Annotated in this window: 13 protein-coding genes; 1 reads left to right on the top strand and 12 read right to left on the bottom strand. The window is 45.5% G+C overall.

Annotated elements, in window-relative coordinates; genetic code table 11:
- Positions 1–7 precede the first annotated feature (7 nt).
- From HHL16_RS12145 to HHL16_RS12185, 9 genes are all read right to left on the bottom strand, one after another.
- Positions 8–1,510 (bottom strand): RagB/SusD family nutrient uptake outer membrane protein, encoded by a 1,503-nt coding sequence (locus tag HHL16_RS12145; protein WP_169425465.1) that lies wholly within the window; start codon positions 1,508–1,510, stop codon positions 8–10.
- Positions 1,511–1,535: 25 nt separating this feature from the next.
- Positions 1,536–5,132: a SusC/RagA family TonB-linked outer membrane protein gene (locus HHL16_RS12150; RefSeq protein ID WP_169425466.1), complete on the bottom strand. Its 3,597-nt coding sequence runs from the start codon at positions 5,130–5,132 to the stop codon at positions 1,536–1,538.
- A 113-nt stretch (positions 5,133–5,245) separates the two neighbouring features.
- On the bottom strand, positions 5,246–6,433 hold the full coding sequence (locus HHL16_RS12155; protein WP_169425467.1) for a FecR domain-containing protein: 1,188 nt from the start codon (positions 6,431–6,433) through the stop codon (positions 5,246–5,248).
- Positions 6,434–6,499: 66 nt separating this feature from the next.
- Positions 6,500–7,063 (bottom strand): sigma-70 family RNA polymerase sigma factor, encoded by a 564-nt coding sequence (locus HHL16_RS12160; RefSeq protein WP_169425468.1) that lies wholly within the window; start codon positions 7,061–7,063, stop codon positions 6,500–6,502.
- A 173-nt stretch (positions 7,064–7,236) separates the two neighbouring features.
- The gene (locus HHL16_RS12165; RefSeq protein WP_169425469.1) at positions 7,237–7,989 is read right to left on the bottom strand and encodes a class I SAM-dependent methyltransferase; all 753 of its coding nucleotides are present in this window, start codon (positions 7,987–7,989) and stop codon (positions 7,237–7,239) included.
- A 190-nt stretch (positions 7,990–8,179) separates the two neighbouring features.
- Positions 8,180–8,515, bottom strand: coding sequence for a cupin domain-containing protein (locus HHL16_RS12170; RefSeq protein WP_206022401.1), 336 nt, complete (start codon positions 8,513–8,515; stop codon positions 8,180–8,182).
- Positions 8,516–8,537: 22 nt separating this feature from the next.
- The gene (locus HHL16_RS12175) at positions 8,538–10,874 is read right to left on the bottom strand and encodes a polysaccharide lyase 6 family protein (RefSeq protein WP_169425470.1); all 2,337 of its coding nucleotides are present in this window, start codon (positions 10,872–10,874) and stop codon (positions 8,538–8,540) included.
- Positions 10,875–11,167: 293 nt separating this feature from the next.
- Positions 11,168–11,812, bottom strand: a complete 645-nt coding sequence (locus HHL16_RS12180; RefSeq protein WP_169425471.1) for a response regulator transcription factor — start codon at positions 11,810–11,812, stop codon at positions 11,168–11,170.
- On the bottom strand, positions 11,802–13,772 hold the full coding sequence (locus HHL16_RS12185; RefSeq protein WP_169425472.1) for a sensor histidine kinase: 1,971 nt from the start codon (positions 13,770–13,772) through the stop codon (positions 11,802–11,804). The genes HHL16_RS12180 and HHL16_RS12185 overlap by 11 nt, the downstream gene beginning before the upstream one ends.
- A 161-nt stretch (positions 13,773–13,933) precedes the next feature.
- On the opposite strand from HHL16_RS12185, the gene HHL16_RS12190 reads away from it, so the two are divergent.
- Complete coding sequence (locus tag HHL16_RS12190) at positions 13,934–14,344, top strand: hypothetical protein (protein WP_169425473.1); 411 nt, start codon at positions 13,934–13,936, stop codon at positions 14,342–14,344.
- Positions 14,345–14,638: 294 nt separating this feature from the next.
- On the opposite strand, the gene HHL16_RS12195 is transcribed toward HHL16_RS12190, so the two are convergent.
- From HHL16_RS12195 to HHL16_RS12205, 3 genes are read right to left on the bottom strand one after another with little or no spacing between them, the layout of a single operon-like run.
- On the bottom strand, positions 14,639–15,646 hold the full coding sequence (locus tag HHL16_RS12195; protein WP_169425474.1) for a TlpA disulfide reductase family protein: 1,008 nt from the start codon (positions 15,644–15,646) through the stop codon (positions 14,639–14,641).
- 28 nt (positions 15,647–15,674) lie between these two features.
- Positions 15,675–16,823 (bottom strand): AhpC/TSA family protein, encoded by a 1,149-nt coding sequence (locus HHL16_RS12200; RefSeq protein WP_169425475.1) that lies wholly within the window; start codon positions 16,821–16,823, stop codon positions 15,675–15,677.
- A gap of 56 nt (positions 16,824–16,879) precedes the next feature.
- The gene (locus HHL16_RS12205) at positions 16,880–18,997 is read right to left on the bottom strand and encodes a carboxy terminal-processing peptidase (protein WP_169425476.1); all 2,118 of its coding nucleotides are present in this window, start codon (positions 18,995–18,997) and stop codon (positions 16,880–16,882) included.
- Positions 18,998–19,064 lie beyond the last annotated feature (67 nt).

Below are 19,064 nucleotides of genomic sequence, written 5' to 3' on the forward strand. Positions count from 1 at the left end.
AGCCGTATTAAGAAGGATTTCTTCTGCCCGGATTAGGATTCTGAATCAGTCTGGGGTTAACTTCCATAGCATCTATAGGAATCTGATACAGATACATGGGATCTCGTTTTTTCAGCACATAGGTTTGCCTTACGCCAGGTTTGGGAGCATAGGAGTGTGAAATGGAGGGCATTCCATATCTGCGGAGATCGAACCAGCGCATGTTCTCGCCGAACATTTCTCTTCTTTTTTCTTCGCGGCAGAAATTCACAAGATCCGCAGCAGGCATCATAGGCACAGGTACAAAATCCGCGGCTTTGAAACGTTTTGAACGCAGCAGGTTCAGATCGGCCAGCGCTTTGGTTGCAAATGTTGCATCACCGGTAGTGCTGTATTTCTGCGCATAAGCTTCTGCCCTGTTCAGTAACGCTTCAGTTACACGGAAAGAACCTCCGCTTTGCTGCTTGAAATTACCTTCTGCAACAGCTCTTTTAATATTGAGAACAGGCATTTTGAATACCCATGCAATCCAATCCGGCACTTTGAAAAAGTAGATTTTGCTGCGCAGGTCGGTGGGTTCGAATTTAGTAACCAGGTCTTCCGAAACATCATAGAACATATTGAGGCCGGCATTTCCGTTATAATCGTCGGGCCATCCAAACAACCACAATGTTTCCGGTGTCTGTTCGCAGTAGATTGGCTTTGAAACATTATTCATCAGCGGGTCGTAGTTAGGATCCCAGGAATTCAGATCCAGCAAGGGCATTTTGCTGTTCAGCACATAGCTTGCGTTTTCGATCACCTTGTCCCATTTTTCTGTGAACAGGTAAGTTCTCGACGCCAGCATTGCTGCCGCCAGATGATTAATGCGGTATATGGAAGTTTCTTTTTTCGATTTTTTCAATCGCACAACAGAGCTATCCACATCTTTTTCGATCTGAGCATAAATTTCCGCTACAGAGTTTCTCGTCATCCGACCTTCGCTCAGGTTAGCTGTTACTACCAGCGGAACGGCAGGGCTTTTGTCGGGAGTAGTGGTAGAATCGTTATAAGGCTGGCCATACAGATTCACCAGATGGAAATAATAGTAGGCGCGCAATGCGTAAGCCTCTCCCATCAGTTGATCTTTTTCTACCTGGTTTCCCAATGATTTATCTCCGTTCTGCAAAGCGATATTGCATCCCATGATCTTGCTGAAATATTTCTGATAGGGAGTTGAAGCACCAACCCCCATGCCACGATCACTGGATCTCTGGTAAGCATCCGGTTGCCAGCTGAAGAAGTCGTATGCTTTGATTATTTCCAGTTCATCCTGTTCATCATTGGAATAGGCCTGAATATCATCATCCATCAGAAAGAGGTAATGATTGAAAACATCTCCTTTGATGGGATAACCTGTTCCCATTAACAACTGGCTGAAGTCTTCCGTTGTTTCAGGCGTCATGTCGCTCTGGGTGCGCTCTTCGAGGAATTTTTTGCAGGATGAAAAGCTGATCGCAATCATCAGCAGCAATAAGCAATGTTTTTTCATTTCTAATTATTTTGCCGTAAAAGGATCAGAATGTTATGTTGAAGCCCAGATTATAAGAAGGTACAATCGGGAGGGCTGTAGCGCCAGGGCCATCCTGTTCGGGGTCCTGACCATTCAGTTTTTTGTCGCCGATATAGAATGGATTCGATACGCTGCCGTTAATTGACATCATTTGAAATCCGAGCGTCTTCAGAATCTTTTGAGGAACATTCCAGCCTACATTTATGCCTCCGCAGCGAAGAAAACTTCCGTCGGCCAATCTCAGATCAGACAGATCATACAGTTGATAAGGACTCACTCTCTGGCCATTCGGCAAAGACACTTCACCGGTATATTGATACCAGTTGCTGAATGAAGGGATAGTGGTGGTTTTCTCATCACCTGGTTTGCGCCAGCGGTATTTCAGTTCGCGCGAGAGATTAACTTCTGCAGGAGGAGCACCGGCAAGTTTGTTCTGACTGTAGAGCTGCGTTAATCTTACCTTATTGCCCAGTTTCACAACGAAGAGAGCCGTCACCGAAAATTGTTTGTATCTGAGACTGGTACTGGTACCAAACTCAACAATCGGATCTTTTCTTCCTGAGTAAACCAGGTAACTCAGTGGATCGAGATCATCCTGTCCATCAGGTCCTTTCTTTACATAGATCAACGGATATCCATGCTGAGGATCAAGGCCGGTAAATTTATAGGAATAGAAAGAAGAGTAAGCCATTCCCGGAACCACTGCGGTTCCCATGAGATAGTCATTCGGTTTGTTGGGAGAATCAGACTCTGTGAGTTTATTGATATTCCTTGAAAAGCTGAAATCCTGTGTCCATTCAAAGTCTTTGGTACGAACAGGAACAACTGAAACACCGAGTTCCATTCCGATATTGCTCATTCTTCCATAGTTCACGTACATCGAGCCGATGCCATATTCAAACGGAATAGCTCTTTCAAGCAGCATATCTACAGTGAGTTTACTATAATAGCTTGCTACAACATTTATCCTGTTGTTGAACATACTCAGGTCGAAGCCAAAATTCCAGGTGCGTGTTTTTTCCCAACGAAGGTCTGGATAAGGAAGGCTTTTCAGACCTAGAATAAATTCTTCGGTAAGTCCATCAATAGGTGAAGTAGGATAAGAAGCAATGAGATTGGGGCCTACAGCCTTCACCACATTTCCCTGTGTACCATAACTTGCTCTGAAGCCCAGGTTATTCAACCACAAAGCCTTTTCAAGAAATTTCTCTTCCGATATATTCCAGCGGGCGCCGAAACTCAGAACGGGTAGGAATTTTGCATTGGAATACTGGCCAAAGCGGTTATTGCCATCGTTTCTGATAGACGAAGAGAAAGCATACTTTCTTCCAATAGTATATTCAAGGCTACCAAAAAGGCTGGTGTTGTTATCCAGCGTACTGGTACGGGCAACGGTATGTTTGATGGCAGTAGCCACAGCGCCACCACCAGCGGAATAATAATCAGAATAAAAGGTATTGCCACGGTCAGGATAATATCCGGGTTCCTGGCTTCTCATTCCTTCTATTTTTGTTGATCTCAATTCCTGATAAGCGCTTAAAATTAAATGATGTCTTCCTTCGAAGAGGCCGATATCGTATCGCAGCGCATGCCTGATAAGATAGGAGAAAAGATTATTCTCCCCGGGATAGGCAATACCTCCGTACGGGAGTCTGGATCTTTTCTGGTAATCGTGTCCGGCAGGGTATGCACCAAAATCGTATCCTCTTACTCTGGCAATATAGTAACTGCGATCGGTAGCGTAGGACATTTCGTGTACACTGTTACTGCCTATGTTGTAAGCTCCGTCGAGCGTAAGGTTTGGAAGAATTCTGTAACTGAGATTCGCAGTCAGTGAAAGGTCGGATCTGGTACTTGCACTGGATGTATTGGCCTTTTCGTTCAGGAAATTGTAATGAATAACATTGCCTGGTACAGAATTCAGGTTATCGCTCTGAACAGTAGAGATCTCAGCAGGATAAAACTCATCCGGAAGAAGGGTGCGGTTCATTTTGGTTGCATAATCCAGTGGATTCAGCTGATAAAAACCTTTGTTCTTTCTTATGTTGGCATTCATGATCACATTGGCTGTAACCTTGGTACCCAAGGGTGCAAATACGTTCATGCTTGCACCGAAGTTCTGCATTTCATCACCTTTCATGGCGCCGTTATTGGAGCCGTAATTGATAGATGCGCGGAAAGTTCCTTTGGTGCTTCCGCCTGAAATGGCAATGCTATGGTTTGTGTTGAGTTTGTTTGCGGCCAGCAATTTGAACCAGTCGGTATTGTTGGTTTCGAGTTTACTTACGAGTGCAGCAAATTCGTCCTGAGTGATTTCTCTTCTGCTCAGCTTGGCATACGCTCCTTCATAAGAATTCTCGAAGGGAGGTGAAGCATAATAAATACCGTTTTCCAGATTCTCTTTCGATACTTCCACTCTTTCTTTGGAGTTCATGAGATTGAGTTTGCTGTAATGTGGTCTTCCGGTAAAACCAAAACTGGAAACATAGCCCACGTTGAGAGGGCCCGCTTTACCTCTTTTGGTTTTTACTACGATCACACCATTGGCAGCACGTACACCATAAATGGAAGCAGCAGCACCATCTTTCAATACAGTGATGCTTTCTATATCATTAGGATTAATACCGGAGATGGCATTCCCTACCATGCTGAAATTTGCATCCTGTGCAGCTCTCAGTGCATTGTTCACTTCGAGGGGTGAAAGGTTTACCGGATCTTCTTTAGGAATTCCGTCTACAACCCAGAGTGGAGAAGCATTTCCGAGGATGGTAGATGTTCCTCTGATGCGGATCTTGGGAGTGGCTGAGGGGCTGCCCGAATTAAAGGTGGTCATCATACCAGGTACTTTACCCTGCAGCATCTGATCTACAGTGGCAACGCCGGGAACGAGAAATTTTTCAGGGGTGAGTACGGTTACTGCACCTGTAACCATTCTTTTATTAATTGACTGATATCCTGTAACTACAAATTCCTGCATCACTACAGGAGAGGTATCCATTTTGATAACGGCAAATTTGTCGTCTTTCACTGTGTAGTTGTAAGACTTCATACCTGCAAAGCTGAAATTCAATACAGAGCCCAATGCAACAGAGAGATTGAATTCTCCCTTATCGTTTGTAGTGGTACCCTGCTGGTATGCAGAGTTCACAATGGAAACTCTTGGCATGGGATTTCCTTTCTGGTCAACTACTTTACCATTTAGGTCTACCCATCTGTCTCCTTTTACAGGAGCTTTCTTTTTGGGTTTCTGCATCACCAGAATATTTCCTCCTGCAGATTCAACATATTGCAGGTTGGATCCTTCGAGCAGTTTTTCGATAATTGCTCTGGTGGTTGCGTCAGATAAATTGAGGGTAACGCGGGGGAGATCGTCCAGATCTTCGGGACGGTAACTGAAGTTGATGCCGGTGACATCGTGCAGTTTTTTGAGCGATTGAGTCACCGTAGCGTTCTCTACTTTGAAGCTAATTTTGTGTTCGAGCGGACTCTTCGACACCTGGCCGAAAGTTCCGGTAGAACAACACATGAAGAACAGGAAAGCGAAAGACAATAAAAGTCTACGCTCCACCCGTACAGCAGGCAGCAGTGCAAGTTTTCTCATTTACTGAGCAGTTTTTGTTGATGTGAATACCAGGCGGCGGGCCTGGCCAGGAATATCAGTAGGACTAAAAGGTTTAAGGTTCAGGTCTATAATAAAACGGTTATACTATACCGTTATTCTTTCTCTAATGAAACCAGCACCTTTCTTCCGTCGACCGAAAATTTCAACTGCGGGGCAAGGAGACGAAGGTTGTTCAGGACTTCTTCCAGCGTTTCCGGAGTTTTCATTCCCAGTGTAAAGCGTTGCAAACCGACGGAAGGACTTGCAAAACTGAAATCATAATCGAAGCTGCGTTCCAGTACAGTAGCGATCTCTGCCAGAGTAACGTTGTCGAGGAAGATGCTTCCGTCTTTCCAGGCCGTTACATCTTTCACATTCACGAATGCTTTTTTCAGATTGCCGCTGGCATTGGCCTGTTCACCGGGATTAAGCAGTACATCCTGTTCGTGTGCAGTAACTTTTACACTGCCATTTTCAAGTGTAATCTTCTTATCGAAAGTGTTTACGTTGAAGGCAGTGCCGAGAACAGCTACTTTGGCTTCGGTTGTTTGTACCACAAATGGTTTGGTCATGTCTTTCTTTACATCGAAATAACCTTCTCCATCCAATTGCACTTCTCTGGATTTGCCTGCAAACACAGTAGGGAAGCTCAGTTTCGATGCAGAGTTGAGCCAAACTTTTGTTCCGTCGGGCAGAATAATCTGATGACGGCGGCCTCTTGGCACAATGAGACTATTGTAAGACACCTCCTGGGTGGATGTTTCAGCCGGCGCAGTGTATTGCACCGCACCGTCAGCTGTTTTGATGGCTACACCATTGGCTTCGGTGATAGTTTTCGGATGATTGTCTACATCTACCTTGCTGCCATCCGCCATCACAATCTGTACATTGTCCGATGGAGACAGTTCGGCTTTCTGATGTATCTCCGTTTTTGTTTTTGCGATGGTTTTCTTATTGGCATCATCACTACGGGTTGTGATCAGCCACCATGCCGCACCGGAAACACCTATCACCAGTACAGCCGCTGCTGCATATCTAAAGATTCTGAGTGATCTCAGTTTTCCCTTCTGCAGACCTTCGGCCGCTTCGATCCTTTCTTTGAGGGACGTCCATCCTTCTTCTAATGGAAAACTTTTCTGCACATCTACCGGCTTTAGTCTTGCCCTGATTTTTTTGAAAATCAGGAAAACAGATTGTTCCTCACTGGTCAAATCACTCCCCGCAGCTTCGTCCGAAGCTGATTCGTTGAGTTTCTCTTCCAGTTTATCCCAGCGGATATTATCGTCCTGGGTATTGTTCATATACTACTTATATTATTGACTAAACACAGCTACCCGCAAACAGGGTGAAACCATTTTCAGTTTTTTTTAAAAAAACTTTAAGAACAGTATCACCAGCATGGAATATACCAGCCAGGAGCACTCCTGACGCAGAAACTGGTAGGCAAGCCGGATCTGTGTTTTTACTGTATTTACCGATATTTCGAATTTTTCTGCTATCTGCGCATAAGTGAGATCATCCTTGTTGCTCGATAAGAAAATAGCTCTCCGCTGCTCCGGCAATCTGCCAATAGCATCCCACAGCGCTTTATTTCTGCGCTCTTCGGCCTCCTTGTCGAATGAATGACGCTGAGGCTCGGCATCCCTGTTACCCAGTTCGGGATCATCGGTAAATGAGAATTTGCGGTTGCTGCGGAGATAATTGAGGCTGGCATTGCGAACGGCCTTCATGGCATAACTTCTGAAATCACCTGAAATCAGCAGTTCGTTCCGTCTGTTCCAGCAGAGGAAGAAAAAGTCCTGCACCATATCGCGAGCCACATCTTCACTGCCCGTAACAAAATAGGCAGCCTGGCATAATGCCTGATAGTGCTCTCTGAACAGGGCTTCGAGCGAGGATAAATCTATGATATGTCCGTGTTTACCTTCCATTGGCAGTCATAGTGAATTTTCTCTTTTAGTCAGGAAAGGTAAAATGGACCGGATATTTGCGTCAAATATAAAAAATTAAAATAGTTCTGGTAACGACATAACACCGCAACCTCAAAAGAGGGTGAATGCGAATGAAAATATTTTTCCGGAACCCGCTCAAATACCCAATCACCTTAGATGAGGCCGGAGTAAACGCGGGTGGCATAATTGATCACGATCAGCTCATTCTCTTTGTAGCGGTCGAAGAGTTTCTGCAGATCGGCGATCATGCCTTCATAGCCGGAATCGCCAAGGGCGGGCATGTAGGAAGATGAGAGGAGACGGCCCTTCAGGCCTTCAAAATCAAAGACTTGTTTATTGGGGAAAATGGTTTGCGTTACGGGAGCAGGCGAAAAGAACGATGCGATGTCGTCAGGACTAATGTTCCGGTGATCAACTTTTTTGTAGTCGGTACCGTGTTCAACAATCAGTGCGTCGTATTCTTTTTCGAAGGGCGTTTCGATCAGCCTTTCGTTCCAGATGAGTACCAGCAGACCATGTTTCTGAAGGATTCTTTTGAATTCGGAGCGGCATTTTTTCTGGTCGAACCAGTGAAAAGCCTGTCCGGCCAGCACCATATCGATGCTATGAGAGGGCAATCCTGTAGATTCGGCAGTGCCGTTATGCGGAGTGAAAGTGGGATAATCTGCGAGCAGCTCAGTGGCTTTGTCGAGCATTTCCTTATTGGGCTCCACGCCAATGACGCTGAAACCTGCTTCGAGAAAGAGCTCTGAAGAAATACCTGTACCTGCGCCAATATCGGCGATCATCGTATCAGGAGTAATATCATATTCCTTTTCGAGAAAGTATACAATTTCCTTCGGGTAATGCGGCCTGTACTTCACATAATCTTCTACCCGGTTGCTGAATCTTCTGGTACTGTCCATGCTTATTCATTTACCTGGTTACTTCTTCAAATGTACGCTACTATGGCATACACACCGCAATCGGGGGGTTACCATTTTAGTGGTATTTCCCAACAGCGATGATGGTAAAAAGAATGGGCTGCACCGAATGGCACAGCCCTGCTACGTAACCAGTGAGAACATCATCATCTGTACGGATGGATGAATATGATCAGATAAAATCTTCTCTTAACGGGCTGAATGCATCTACAAGCGTTCCGGCTTCGAGGCATACACATCCATGGATCACATTGGGCTTAACATAGTAGCCATCACCTTTGCGGATGATCTTCTTCTCCTCTCCGATGGTCATTTCAAATGCTCCGCTTTCCACGTAGGTAACCTGTACATGCGGATGCTGATGCATTGTACCAACTGCGCCCTTTTCGAATTTCGCTTTCACGAGCATGATGGTTTCATCGTAACCAAACACCTGCCTTTGAATGCCGTTGCCCAGATCTTCCCACGGAACCTCCTGCTCAAACTGAAATACATTGCTTGCTCTCATGATGTTGTTTATTGTAGTTTTTTTATAGTATGCCCATTGGTTTGCCGTCGCTGCCGGCAAGTTGTACAGATTTTGCAAGCCGGCAATCATTCTTCTGATCGTTTACAAACATCGTTTTCTTCTGCGAAATATTCGCTCCCTTTGCTTTGTTGAAGAAAGTGCTGATCCGGCCACTGTTGTAGAGGTTGCAGTAATTTATATTCAGTCTGTCCCAGGCCATTTCTTCGAACCAGATCACTCTCCCACCCTTGCCACTGTTGTGAAAGATGCTGTTGGTAACCGATGCTACCTGAACACCGATGAGCTTCAGCACTGTTCCCTGCATGCGATTCTCCACATTGTTGAACGTGCAGTGATCGATTATTACAAACGGACCGGTAGTGCTTTCATCATTACCACCTCTGTACACATTCACAGCGCCGCTGAGCATGTTAACGAATGCTGTATTGGTGATGCGCAATAGTCCGATATTGTAAATGCCTTTATCATCTTTTTCTGCTCCGAAATCGATGCCCACTCCTGCATTGTCTTTGAAGAGGCAGTCGCTGATCAGCACAGAATCTGCATAAGTGCCTTTGCTGCCTCTGATGCAAATATGACTGCCTTCAGTGAAATTAATGAATTCACATCCCGTTACCGTTAAAGCATAGTGCAGACTCATGGGTTTAGAAACAGTACTTATGCCGCTCTTCACATCACCATAATTTTCATACCCGCTGTTGAAGATGATATTCTCCACGTGCAGACCAGGCGTATTTTCGAGCAACAGAAATGAAGAGAGGCTGTTTGCTGAAACATTCACCAGTTGTGGCTTTCCGGCAATTCCGGATTTGGCTTTCAACACAAGGTTCTTCGTAATCAGCAAAGGTTCTGTTACCGGATAAACAGCTGCATCCGTCAGCAGAATTGTATCCCCTGCTTTTGCTTTCTTTACAACTTCCGGCAACAGCCTGCTTTCAGCAGCAGATACCAAATGCACCTGTGAATTTACCGGAGCTGATAACGAAATATCTGCCCAGCTAACACCCGTGTTCGTGGCGTCCATCAATTGCAGCTTAGAGAGATCTGCTCCTGCTTTTGCAACTGGTATCTCATATCGCATTCCGTTAAACGTGATAGTGCTGAAAACCGGTTTCAAAATGATGAAACCGAGTGGCAACTGCTGATCGGTCTTTCCTGAAAAAACATTGTTATTGAACCGGATGCCGCCATCCTTGTTGGCATCCTCAAAAACAGTATTGCTATTGGAGAGAATTAAGTTATCCCTGAATGTTACGCGCGCTGGAGGAAGTATCCTTTCATTATCTTTTCCCGCACCGAAAAGAATGGTTTTGCAATGCACGAAGGTATTGTGATGAATATCCACATCAGTAACCTGCAAATATCTGTTGAGCGGAGAATTGGGTACTCCATTCACAACTGTAAATCCGCCATGGAAGCCGGTTCCGGCAAGACCGACAAATAAATTATTGGCAACGGTATGGCCGGGATTTATTACGCGCACACCTCCGGTATAGGGTTTGCCATTTCCGATGAATACATTGTTCAGTACAGTGTTATTGGCGCCATGCCGCAACACCAATCCTCCTTCGCACTCATAAAATGTATTTTCAGTGAGCCGGTTGTTGCCGCTTTTTACGGAAATGATCTCCACTTCGCCATTGCATCTTTCAAAGTAATTATGATGTACCAGCGTACTGCTGTTGGTAAGTGAATATCGTGATACGCCAATGCGGATGATCTCGCCGCCGTTGGCGCCGAGCGGCTGTCGTCCTTTGAAGTAGTTGCTGTCAATGCTGTGCTCATTCTGCTGGCTGCGTGCATCGTTCAGTTCTGCGATGATGGTGGTGCCACCATTGAGCTTATTGCCGATTACGCAATGATCGATGCGGTTCTTCTTTCCCCAAAGGATTATCCAGTGATCTTCTTCGGCACGATCCGGCTTGCTGAAATTCCCGATTGCACAGTGAGTAAGCCTGCAATTATTTGCCAGCTCATTGTCCGATTTCCTGAATTCTACAATCGCTCCTTTTTCTGTGAATCCGTTTCTGAAATAGATGCCGCTTACAATCACATAATCCGATCCGAAACGGATAAATGAATTTCCGGAAAAATCAACCCCTCCCTCCTTCTCTGCCATTATCACAATGGGTTTATCCGAACTTCCATGTGCAGTTATCACAAGAGCCACGTTGTTCCATACACCATTGGCAAGTACAATGCTGTCGCCGGGTTTGGCATTGGATACTGCACGCTTCAACCCTTCATTATCAGCTACACGGTAACGCTGGGCGAATCCGGTTTGCAGTATCATCACCATAACGGCAGAAAGCAGTATGGAGACAATTTTTCTGATCATAGCCTTATTATTTTAGGTTACGGGGTACTCTCACAAATGTACTCACTCGTTTGTACCGAATATTTGCAAACCGTGCAGCAATATTAGCTTTGAGGCTATGCTGAGGAGGGAGTTTTTTGCATAAAAAAGCGCTCCCATACCTGAACGCCAGAGGTGGGTTCAGTAAGGAAGCGCGTATCGATCTGATCGATCAAAAGATCAGGGCCTTACCACTTGAAATGAACACTGGCTTTCGCTGCATGCAGCAGGCCGCCTTCAGATCAGGACTAATATTGTAAAAAGAAAGCTATTAATTACACCAATCCCTGCTGCACAGCCACTTTGATCAAAGCGGCCACATTGTTCACATCGAATTTCTGCAACAGATTTCTTCGGTGTGTTTCGATGGTGAGCTGGCTGAGACTGAGCTTTTCTGCGATCTGCGGCGTGGTTAATCCGTCGGAGATCAGGTGCAGGATCTCTTTCTCGCGTCTGGTGAGCTGGGGCACTTCTTTCAGTTCATGGGCAGAAGGCCTTGCAATGATCTGCTTTATCTCATTGCTGAAACTGATCTGTCCGTTCAATGCCTCATTGATGCAGTTGAGCAGTTCATCAGCAGAGGCATTCTTCAGCAGATAACCGCTGGCACCGTTCTGCAGCATCTGCATAATGATGCTTCGCTCGCTATGATTGCTCAACACCAGCACACTGGTTCCGGGAGATCGTTTCTTGATCTCCTTGCAGAGCTCCATGCCATTGATATCTGGCAGTGAAATATCCAGCAGTACGATATCAATCTTATTTCCCTTGAGGTGTTGCAGAAAAGCATTGCCCGATGTAAAAGTGCCTGCCACATCGAGATAATCCCTGCTGTTCAGCAATCGCTGCAAGCCTTCGATCACCACAGGATGATCGTCTACAATGGCCAGCTGTATCTTTTCGTTGGTATTATGCAACATTCAGTTCTATATTTATTGAGGTTCCTTCGTTAATGGCGGAGCTGATCTCCAGTTTTCCTGCGAGGTATTCAACCCGGTTCTTTACATTGCCCAGGCCGATGCCTTTCACTTCTTTTACCGCTCCCGTATCAAAGCCCTTTCCATTGTCTTCGATGGTTACGAAAAACGTTTCATCGTTCTGACTGCATTGCAGCAGTATTTCGCTTGCCGATGAATGTTTGATGGCATTGGTCAACAACTCCTGTACAATCCGGTAGATGGTCAATTGTTTTTCATGTGGAATATCCTTGCTGATGCCATAGCTCTGAAAATGGATATTCACTTTATCGGTGATGAGGTTCTCGCAGGCTTCGCGCAGCGCTGTTTCCAGGCCGAATTTCAGCAATGCTTCGGGCATCATGTTTCTGGCGATGCGGCGCAGCTCACTGATCGAATGATCGAGCTGATCCACTACCCTGCTTAGATCGCGGTGCTGATCTGTTGCTGCTACACCTGAGAGATTGATCTTCACACCAGCGAGCAATCCACCAAGCCCATCGTGCAGGTCGCCGGCAACACGCCTGCGTTCTCTTTCTTCGCCCTGCAACAATGCATGACCGACCTGAATCTGTTGCTGCTGCTCTATTTCCTTCAGCTGCTGCTGATGGTTCAGATCTTTCTGGCGGGCAAGTTTTTTATTATTTCGGATATACAATAACGTTAATACAGCAACCACCAGTAATAAAACGCAAACAGATCCGAGGAACCAGATCATCAGCATGGTATTGCGTGCAGAGAGCGACGATTTTTCGTTCTCCGCTTTCAGCACTTCGATCTTCTTTTGTTTTTCGGCATTGCCGTATTTCACTTCGAGTGCATTGATCTCGTCTTTCAGCCGGCTTTCATTTACGCTGTCGCTGAGTTTGCTGTAACGTACCTGCCAGTCGTACGCTTCTTTCATATTTCCCATGGCAGCATTGGTAAGCGCCATGCCGGAGAACAATTCGAGCCTGCTGGAGAAAAGCTGCATAAACTGCGGCTGTTCGTACAGATACGCCAATACATCCTTTGCCTTCTTGTATTCTTTCAGAAAATAATAAGCATAGTATTTTTCGAGCAGCAACCTTTGCTCATCGTATTTTCTATCCTGCGCTTTTGCGATGGCCACTCCTTTCTCCACACTGGTGAGCGCCTGCCCATATTCCTTCACAGCAACGTAGTAGATAGATTCTGCCGTGTAGTATTCCACCATCAGGTAAGAATTTGGACGGCGGGTGAGCCATGCAAGCGCACTATCCAACATCGGCTTTGCATTGTTATACTCTTCTTTAAAAGTGTATGTTTCGGCAAGAGTGGTATAAGCATTGATGAGATCGAGCGGTTTTCTGAATTGTGCCAGTGTACTGATGGCATCTTTCAGATAGGCAACTGCCTTATCGTATTGTTTGGTGTTTTTGAAAACGATGGCGAGATCGAGATAATTCTTTCCGAGATAGCCGGTATCTTTTGCCTGCTGTGCAAGCGGAATGCTTTCATCGATCATGGCTCTGGCAAAACCTTCTTCATCTCCTTTCGTCTGCAATACGATACCATAGTTATGCCATGCCTGAGAACGGAAACTGAGCGCTTCGCGCGTATCGAATGCTTTGAGCAGTTCGTTCGATTTCATGAATGATTCGGAGCTTTTGTCGAGCTCTTCTTTCACATAATGGATGATACCCTGGTACCAGTAAGTAAGGGCATTGAGGTAAGGGATCTTCTCCGCTCCTTTGGCCTTCGCAATATCGATATACTCCTGTCCCTTACCTGGATCCCATGCTGCCCAGTGGTAGGAAAGCAGTAGTGCTGCCCTTACCCTGGCGCTATCGGATGGACCGTTCTGAACAATTGCATTCAAACTGTCTGTATAGCGGTTGGGCTTCTGTGCCAGGCTGCAGAAAGTGATCAAGACGACGAGGGTGGTCAGACTGATTTTTCGCATAATGGAGGCAAATAAACAATAATTGAGGAACAAAAATCAATTAGTGGAAAAATACCGGGAAACAGGTAAAGCAAAAACCATATAAGCAGGGATTGTTATACCATCGATGGTCCGGTACTTTTGTACATCTAATTACGTATCAGTTACTAAACACAATGATCATGAAGACACTTTTGAGCAAGAACCCATTGAAACTGACCTTTGCATTATTACTTTCTGTAGTGATGTTAGGCGCTGCTTCCTGCAGCAAGAGCGATAAGAAAGACGAAGGATTTCCGCGCACACTCGCCATCGAGTACAAAGTTACATCAACAAGCGGCCTTCCTAAAGCAGACCTGCACTTCACAAATGAAACAGGCGGCCAGAGCAGCCTGGCAGATGCAAGTCTTCCATTCAGCAAGAAATTAAATGTTACTATGAGCGAACGCGGAGTGATTGCACTCAGCATTGGCATCGTTGCAAGTGGAAATGCAAAGCTTGAAATTCTGCATGATGGCAAAGTGGTAAAAACGCAGACTTTTTCCGGCAATGATGTTATCAGCGGAACCATTGATTATGGAGTTGGACTCTAACAAACAAACACTATAAGACATAAGCCACCTGTGTAAGAGGCCGCTTCGAAAGGAGCGGCTTCGGCTTTTTAAGCAAGTCAGCAACCATGCAAAAATTCAGCGATTGGCTGAATAGCTGCATGGTTGCTGATTTTCATACATGCGCACTCCTGCTTCAAAAAAACATTGCAGCCTTCAATAAAAACAGGTGCGACATTGCCATCAGCAACACCGCACCTGCATCAGGATATACCTAAAAACAAACAGGCTGCACTTGCGGGACAGCCTGTTGTTGAACATAAAGAGAAAATACTACTAATTCCTAATCAACTCTTTTTGTATGATATTTTCGAGCTCTGCTTTTTTGGAATGATCCACTTCTGCTGCTACCTTATTGTCTTTTCCGATCACGATCAGATAAGGGATGTAGTTGAAATTGAAAACCTTTCTCAGTCCATCTGGCTGAAAACCGCCGTCAGCCATGGTTTGCATCCAGGGAATCTTTTCTTCCTCCAGCGCTTTTCTCCATTTATCGTCTTTATCGTCCATAGAGATGCTCAGGAATTCCACACCATCAGCCTTGAATTTCTCATAGATCTTTTTGAGTGTGGGAAGATACAATCTGCATGGTGCACACCAGCTGGCCCAGAAATCGACCACCACTACTTTTCCTTTGTACTGCTGCAGGTTCAGCTTTCCGCCTTCTGCTTTGTTCACAGCAATAACGGGAGCTGGTTTTCCTTCGAGCGACAAAGAGAGTTCGCGTTTGATGATGTTCTGCAATTCATTGCCGAAGAACGTTTGCTGTACATTAGGCGCCAGCAGCGCATGAAACTCCTGTGCTTTTGAAACAGGTTCACTGAAGTATCTGTATGCCACCCATCCTGCAAAAGGATTGGATGCATTGTTTCTTATGTAAGTTTCCGGATCGGTTCTGTTTGCAGCAAAATCAACATAGTCTGCATTCATTGTACCACCTTTCACTGCTTTTTCATTCAGTTCTGCAAAAGGTGCTTCCACGGTATAATTGGCATTCTCCAACAACATGCCGATTGCTTTTGTGCTGATGCCAAGTGTAACAGACACCGGATGGTCCAGTTTCCCTTTCAGCACAAATTCACCATTCTCTATACGCACTTTTGCTAACAATGAATCGGGAGCATAGATTCTTCTGAAATCTTCACCTGATCCCAGTTGATTTACTTTGATCCTTGCAGATCCGCTGATAACTCCGGGAACTTTGCCCCTGATTTCAAATCCCTGTGCAAATGACAATACAGGAAATGCTAACAGCAATGCGGGAATGATTGATTTCAATTTCATGTAACAGCAGTTGGTTAATGTGAAAAAACTATTTGATCAGTTGAGACAGTGTTTTTTCGATATTGTCGTCGTACAGACCTTTAGCAACGATCTTTCCATCGGGTCCGATCAGGAAGTTTGCAGGGATCGCTCCAACTTCGAATGCGAGTGCAACGGGTTCCTGCCAGCCTTTCAGGTTAGAAATATGCAGCCAGTTGAGGCCTTCTTTTTCGATGGCTTTGGTCCAGGCTTCTTTGGTTTTGTCGAGCGAAATGCCGAGCATCACCATATTCTTTCCTTTGTATTTATCGTTCGCTGCTTTCAGGAATGGCATCTGCGGTTTGCAGGGTCCGCACCAGCTGGCCCAGAAATCGAGGAATACATATTTTCCTTTGAAATCTGCGAGGGTAACTTTTTTACCGTCTACATCATAAGCTGTAAAGTCAGGAGCAACGGTACCTACAGCGAATTTATCAGCCTGAGTTCCGAAAGAAAACTGTTGTTTGATTTCCGGATCGGGGTTGATCATTCTCTGTGCACAATAGTTGCTTCTTGCATGGTCTGTGAGTGAATTCAACAGAGAGTCACGCATTTTTGTGCCATTGAAATAGATGTTGATGATGAAAGAAGATACACCTGAGTTAGGATATTTCTTAATGAATGCCAGGGCATCATTATTTCTTTCCGCCGCCAGTTTCTCCCATTCTTTGATGCCTGCTTCTGAAGCATCTTCATCCCCTACAGTTTTTGCTTTGCCGATCTCTGCTTCCAGCTGAGGAAGGCGGCTGTATTTTGGAGATGTTTCGTAAATATTGTTCTGGAAATAAGTCCACTCTCTAGCGAAGCTGCTTCCATCGTAATTGGCAGTCTTCATACCAGGCGTAGTGCCACTGGTCATTTTCATTGTACCCGGTTCGAGATAAAGGATAGCTATTTTCTTTTCTCCTTCAGCACCTTCCGGCCATCCTGCACCAATCTTCAGCATGCCGATATTGCCGCCTCTTGGCAGTTTTTTGGTGATAGTGAATTTGTGATTCTTGATAACTGCGCTATCGAATTCTGTATTCGCGCGAAACTCCGCGAGATAAACAGTTGTATCGTTAGGCAACCAGGAAGCTTCTCCGGTGATGGTTACTGCATCCTGAGCATTGGCAGCAAAACCGCCCATCAGCAATGCGGGGAGGATCAATTTCTTCATTGTAAAATGTTTGTTTTAGTTATCAGTGTATGTATCTCTGCCGACTTAACCGGCGGTTATTTTGATGGATTGTCAATCATATCCTGAACAAGATTCACAGCTTCGGACAAGAAAAGATCTTTGCTGAGCTTCTGCAGCCATTCCTGATAGATCTTCTCCTGGCTTTCGGTTCTCTTGTTGAAATCCGGACTGTATCGGGTCCATTCGGAGGCTTTCATCTGCAGGGTATTGTTCTGCATAGATTTGCCATCCTGAATAGCTTTTTCGTATTGCTGCGCCTGCTGTTGCTGTGCTCTGTAGGCTGCAAGGCTAATGGGTGTTGGTGCCTGCTGCAGTTTTTTCAGCGCTTCCATATTTCCATTCAGCTGTTGCAGTGCAGCATTGTTCTTAACACGTGCAATGGCTTTTGATTTTACCAGTGCATAGTTCCATTTCTGGAAGTTCTGCTGATATCCATTGAGCGGCAGCGAATCAGAAGCGAGTGCCGCAGGCAGATCCTGTTCACGCTGCAACGAAAGATTATTTTTCTCTGTGAGCACTACATCGGGTATCACTCCTTTCAGTTGTGTGGTAGCGCCATTTACGCGATAGAATTTCTGAACGGTGAGTCGGATGCTTCCGTAGCTGACATCGGGAATGCCTTTGGAAGCATCGCCCATTTTGCCCATGTTCATGCTCTGCTGCGCCGTTCCTTTTCCGAATGAAGAAGAGGTGCCGATCACCAGCGCTCTGCGGTGATCCTGCATGGCAGCAGAATACATTTCAGATGCGGATGCACTGCCTTCATCTATCAGAATAGCCAAAGGTCCGCTGAAACGTGGCGCTGTTACCACCGGTGAAGTAAATGGAGTAATGCTGTCTTTTGCTTTCAGGAAAGTGATAGCAGAGGAGGGAATGAAGTTCTCTCCCATTCTCACGCATTCCATCAGTGCACCTCCGCCGTTTCCGCGAAGATCGAGCACTATGCCGTCTACATTCTCATCTTTCAGTTTCTCTACTTCCTGTGCGATGTCTGCAGAACAACCTGGAACATTCGGGTCATCAGATTTCACATAGAACATCGGTAAAAAGATATAACCGATCTTCTTTCCGTTATTGATCACCACCGCGCTTTTGGCGAGGTTGGGGTTATCAGAAATTTCTGCACGTGGTATAGACACTTCTCTTTCTGCTGCACCAGGTTGCTGTACGATCATTTTCACGGATGTGCCTTTTGCGCCGCGAACCATTCCTGCAATTTCATCTGCCTCCATCGCTGCGGTCGATTGCATTTTGCCATCCTGATCGGCAATAGCAAGGATCCTGTCTTTCTCTTTCATCAATCCGCTTTTGTAAGCAGATCCTTCCGGCACCATTCTTTTCACATATACATCCGCATCTTCTACACCCAGCTCTACGCCAATGCCGAAGAATGCTCCCTGTCTGATATTCAGTTTATCAGTTGTGTTAGGGAATGTATACATCGTATGCGGGTCCATCTCCAGTGTGATGGTGTTCATATAAACCGCGAACTTCTCGTTGCGGCTCTTGTCGTTGGTATTTTTCAGGAAGTATTTCTTGTACCAGTTGCCTACTTTCTCTCTTGCTTTTTTGTCGAGGGCTTCATCTGTTTTGGCTCCGGATTTATTGCCGCCCGCTGCCGCTTCGAGTGTGTAGTAATTGCGTACCACAGAATATTTCAGGTAGCTCAGCCAGAGCTTTTCTCTTTCTGATTTTGTTGCAGGATATTCGGCTTTCGATCTGTCTGTATTGTACACTTCGTTCTTTGTGAGATCGATCGGCTTGCTGAGCAGTTGCTCTACCAGCTTGCTGGTTTCCTGCATGCGCGTTACGTAAATGGCGTAAGCCGCATCGAAGAATGCTGTGGAAGGCTGGCTGATCTCTTCATCGATCTGATTGCGGAACTTATCCAGTTTTGCAATATCTTCTTTGAGGAAAATATTCCTCGCCGGGTCGAGGCTCGCCATGAAGCGATCCCATACCTGATTAGAGAAATTATCGTTGAGTTGTTTGGGGCTGTAATGCTGTTTTTTGAGTTTGGATGCAACAGATTTGAGGATGCCGTTGCGAAGACTGTCGTCACTGATTCCCTTGAAGGTCTGGGCCTTTGCAGTGCTTACACAGAGCGCAGCGCCGATAGCAGGGATAATGAATGCGGATCTTAATCTTACCATATCATTGAAAGCTGGCCCTGTTTGCGATGGCCAATCTTTCAATAAGACAACGAATTGCGGAAATAGG

The organism is Pseudoflavitalea sp. G-6-1-2 (assembly GCF_012927185.1).
In the GTDB taxonomy this organism is placed as follows: domain Bacteria; phylum Bacteroidota; class Bacteroidia; order Chitinophagales; family Chitinophagaceae; genus Pseudobacter.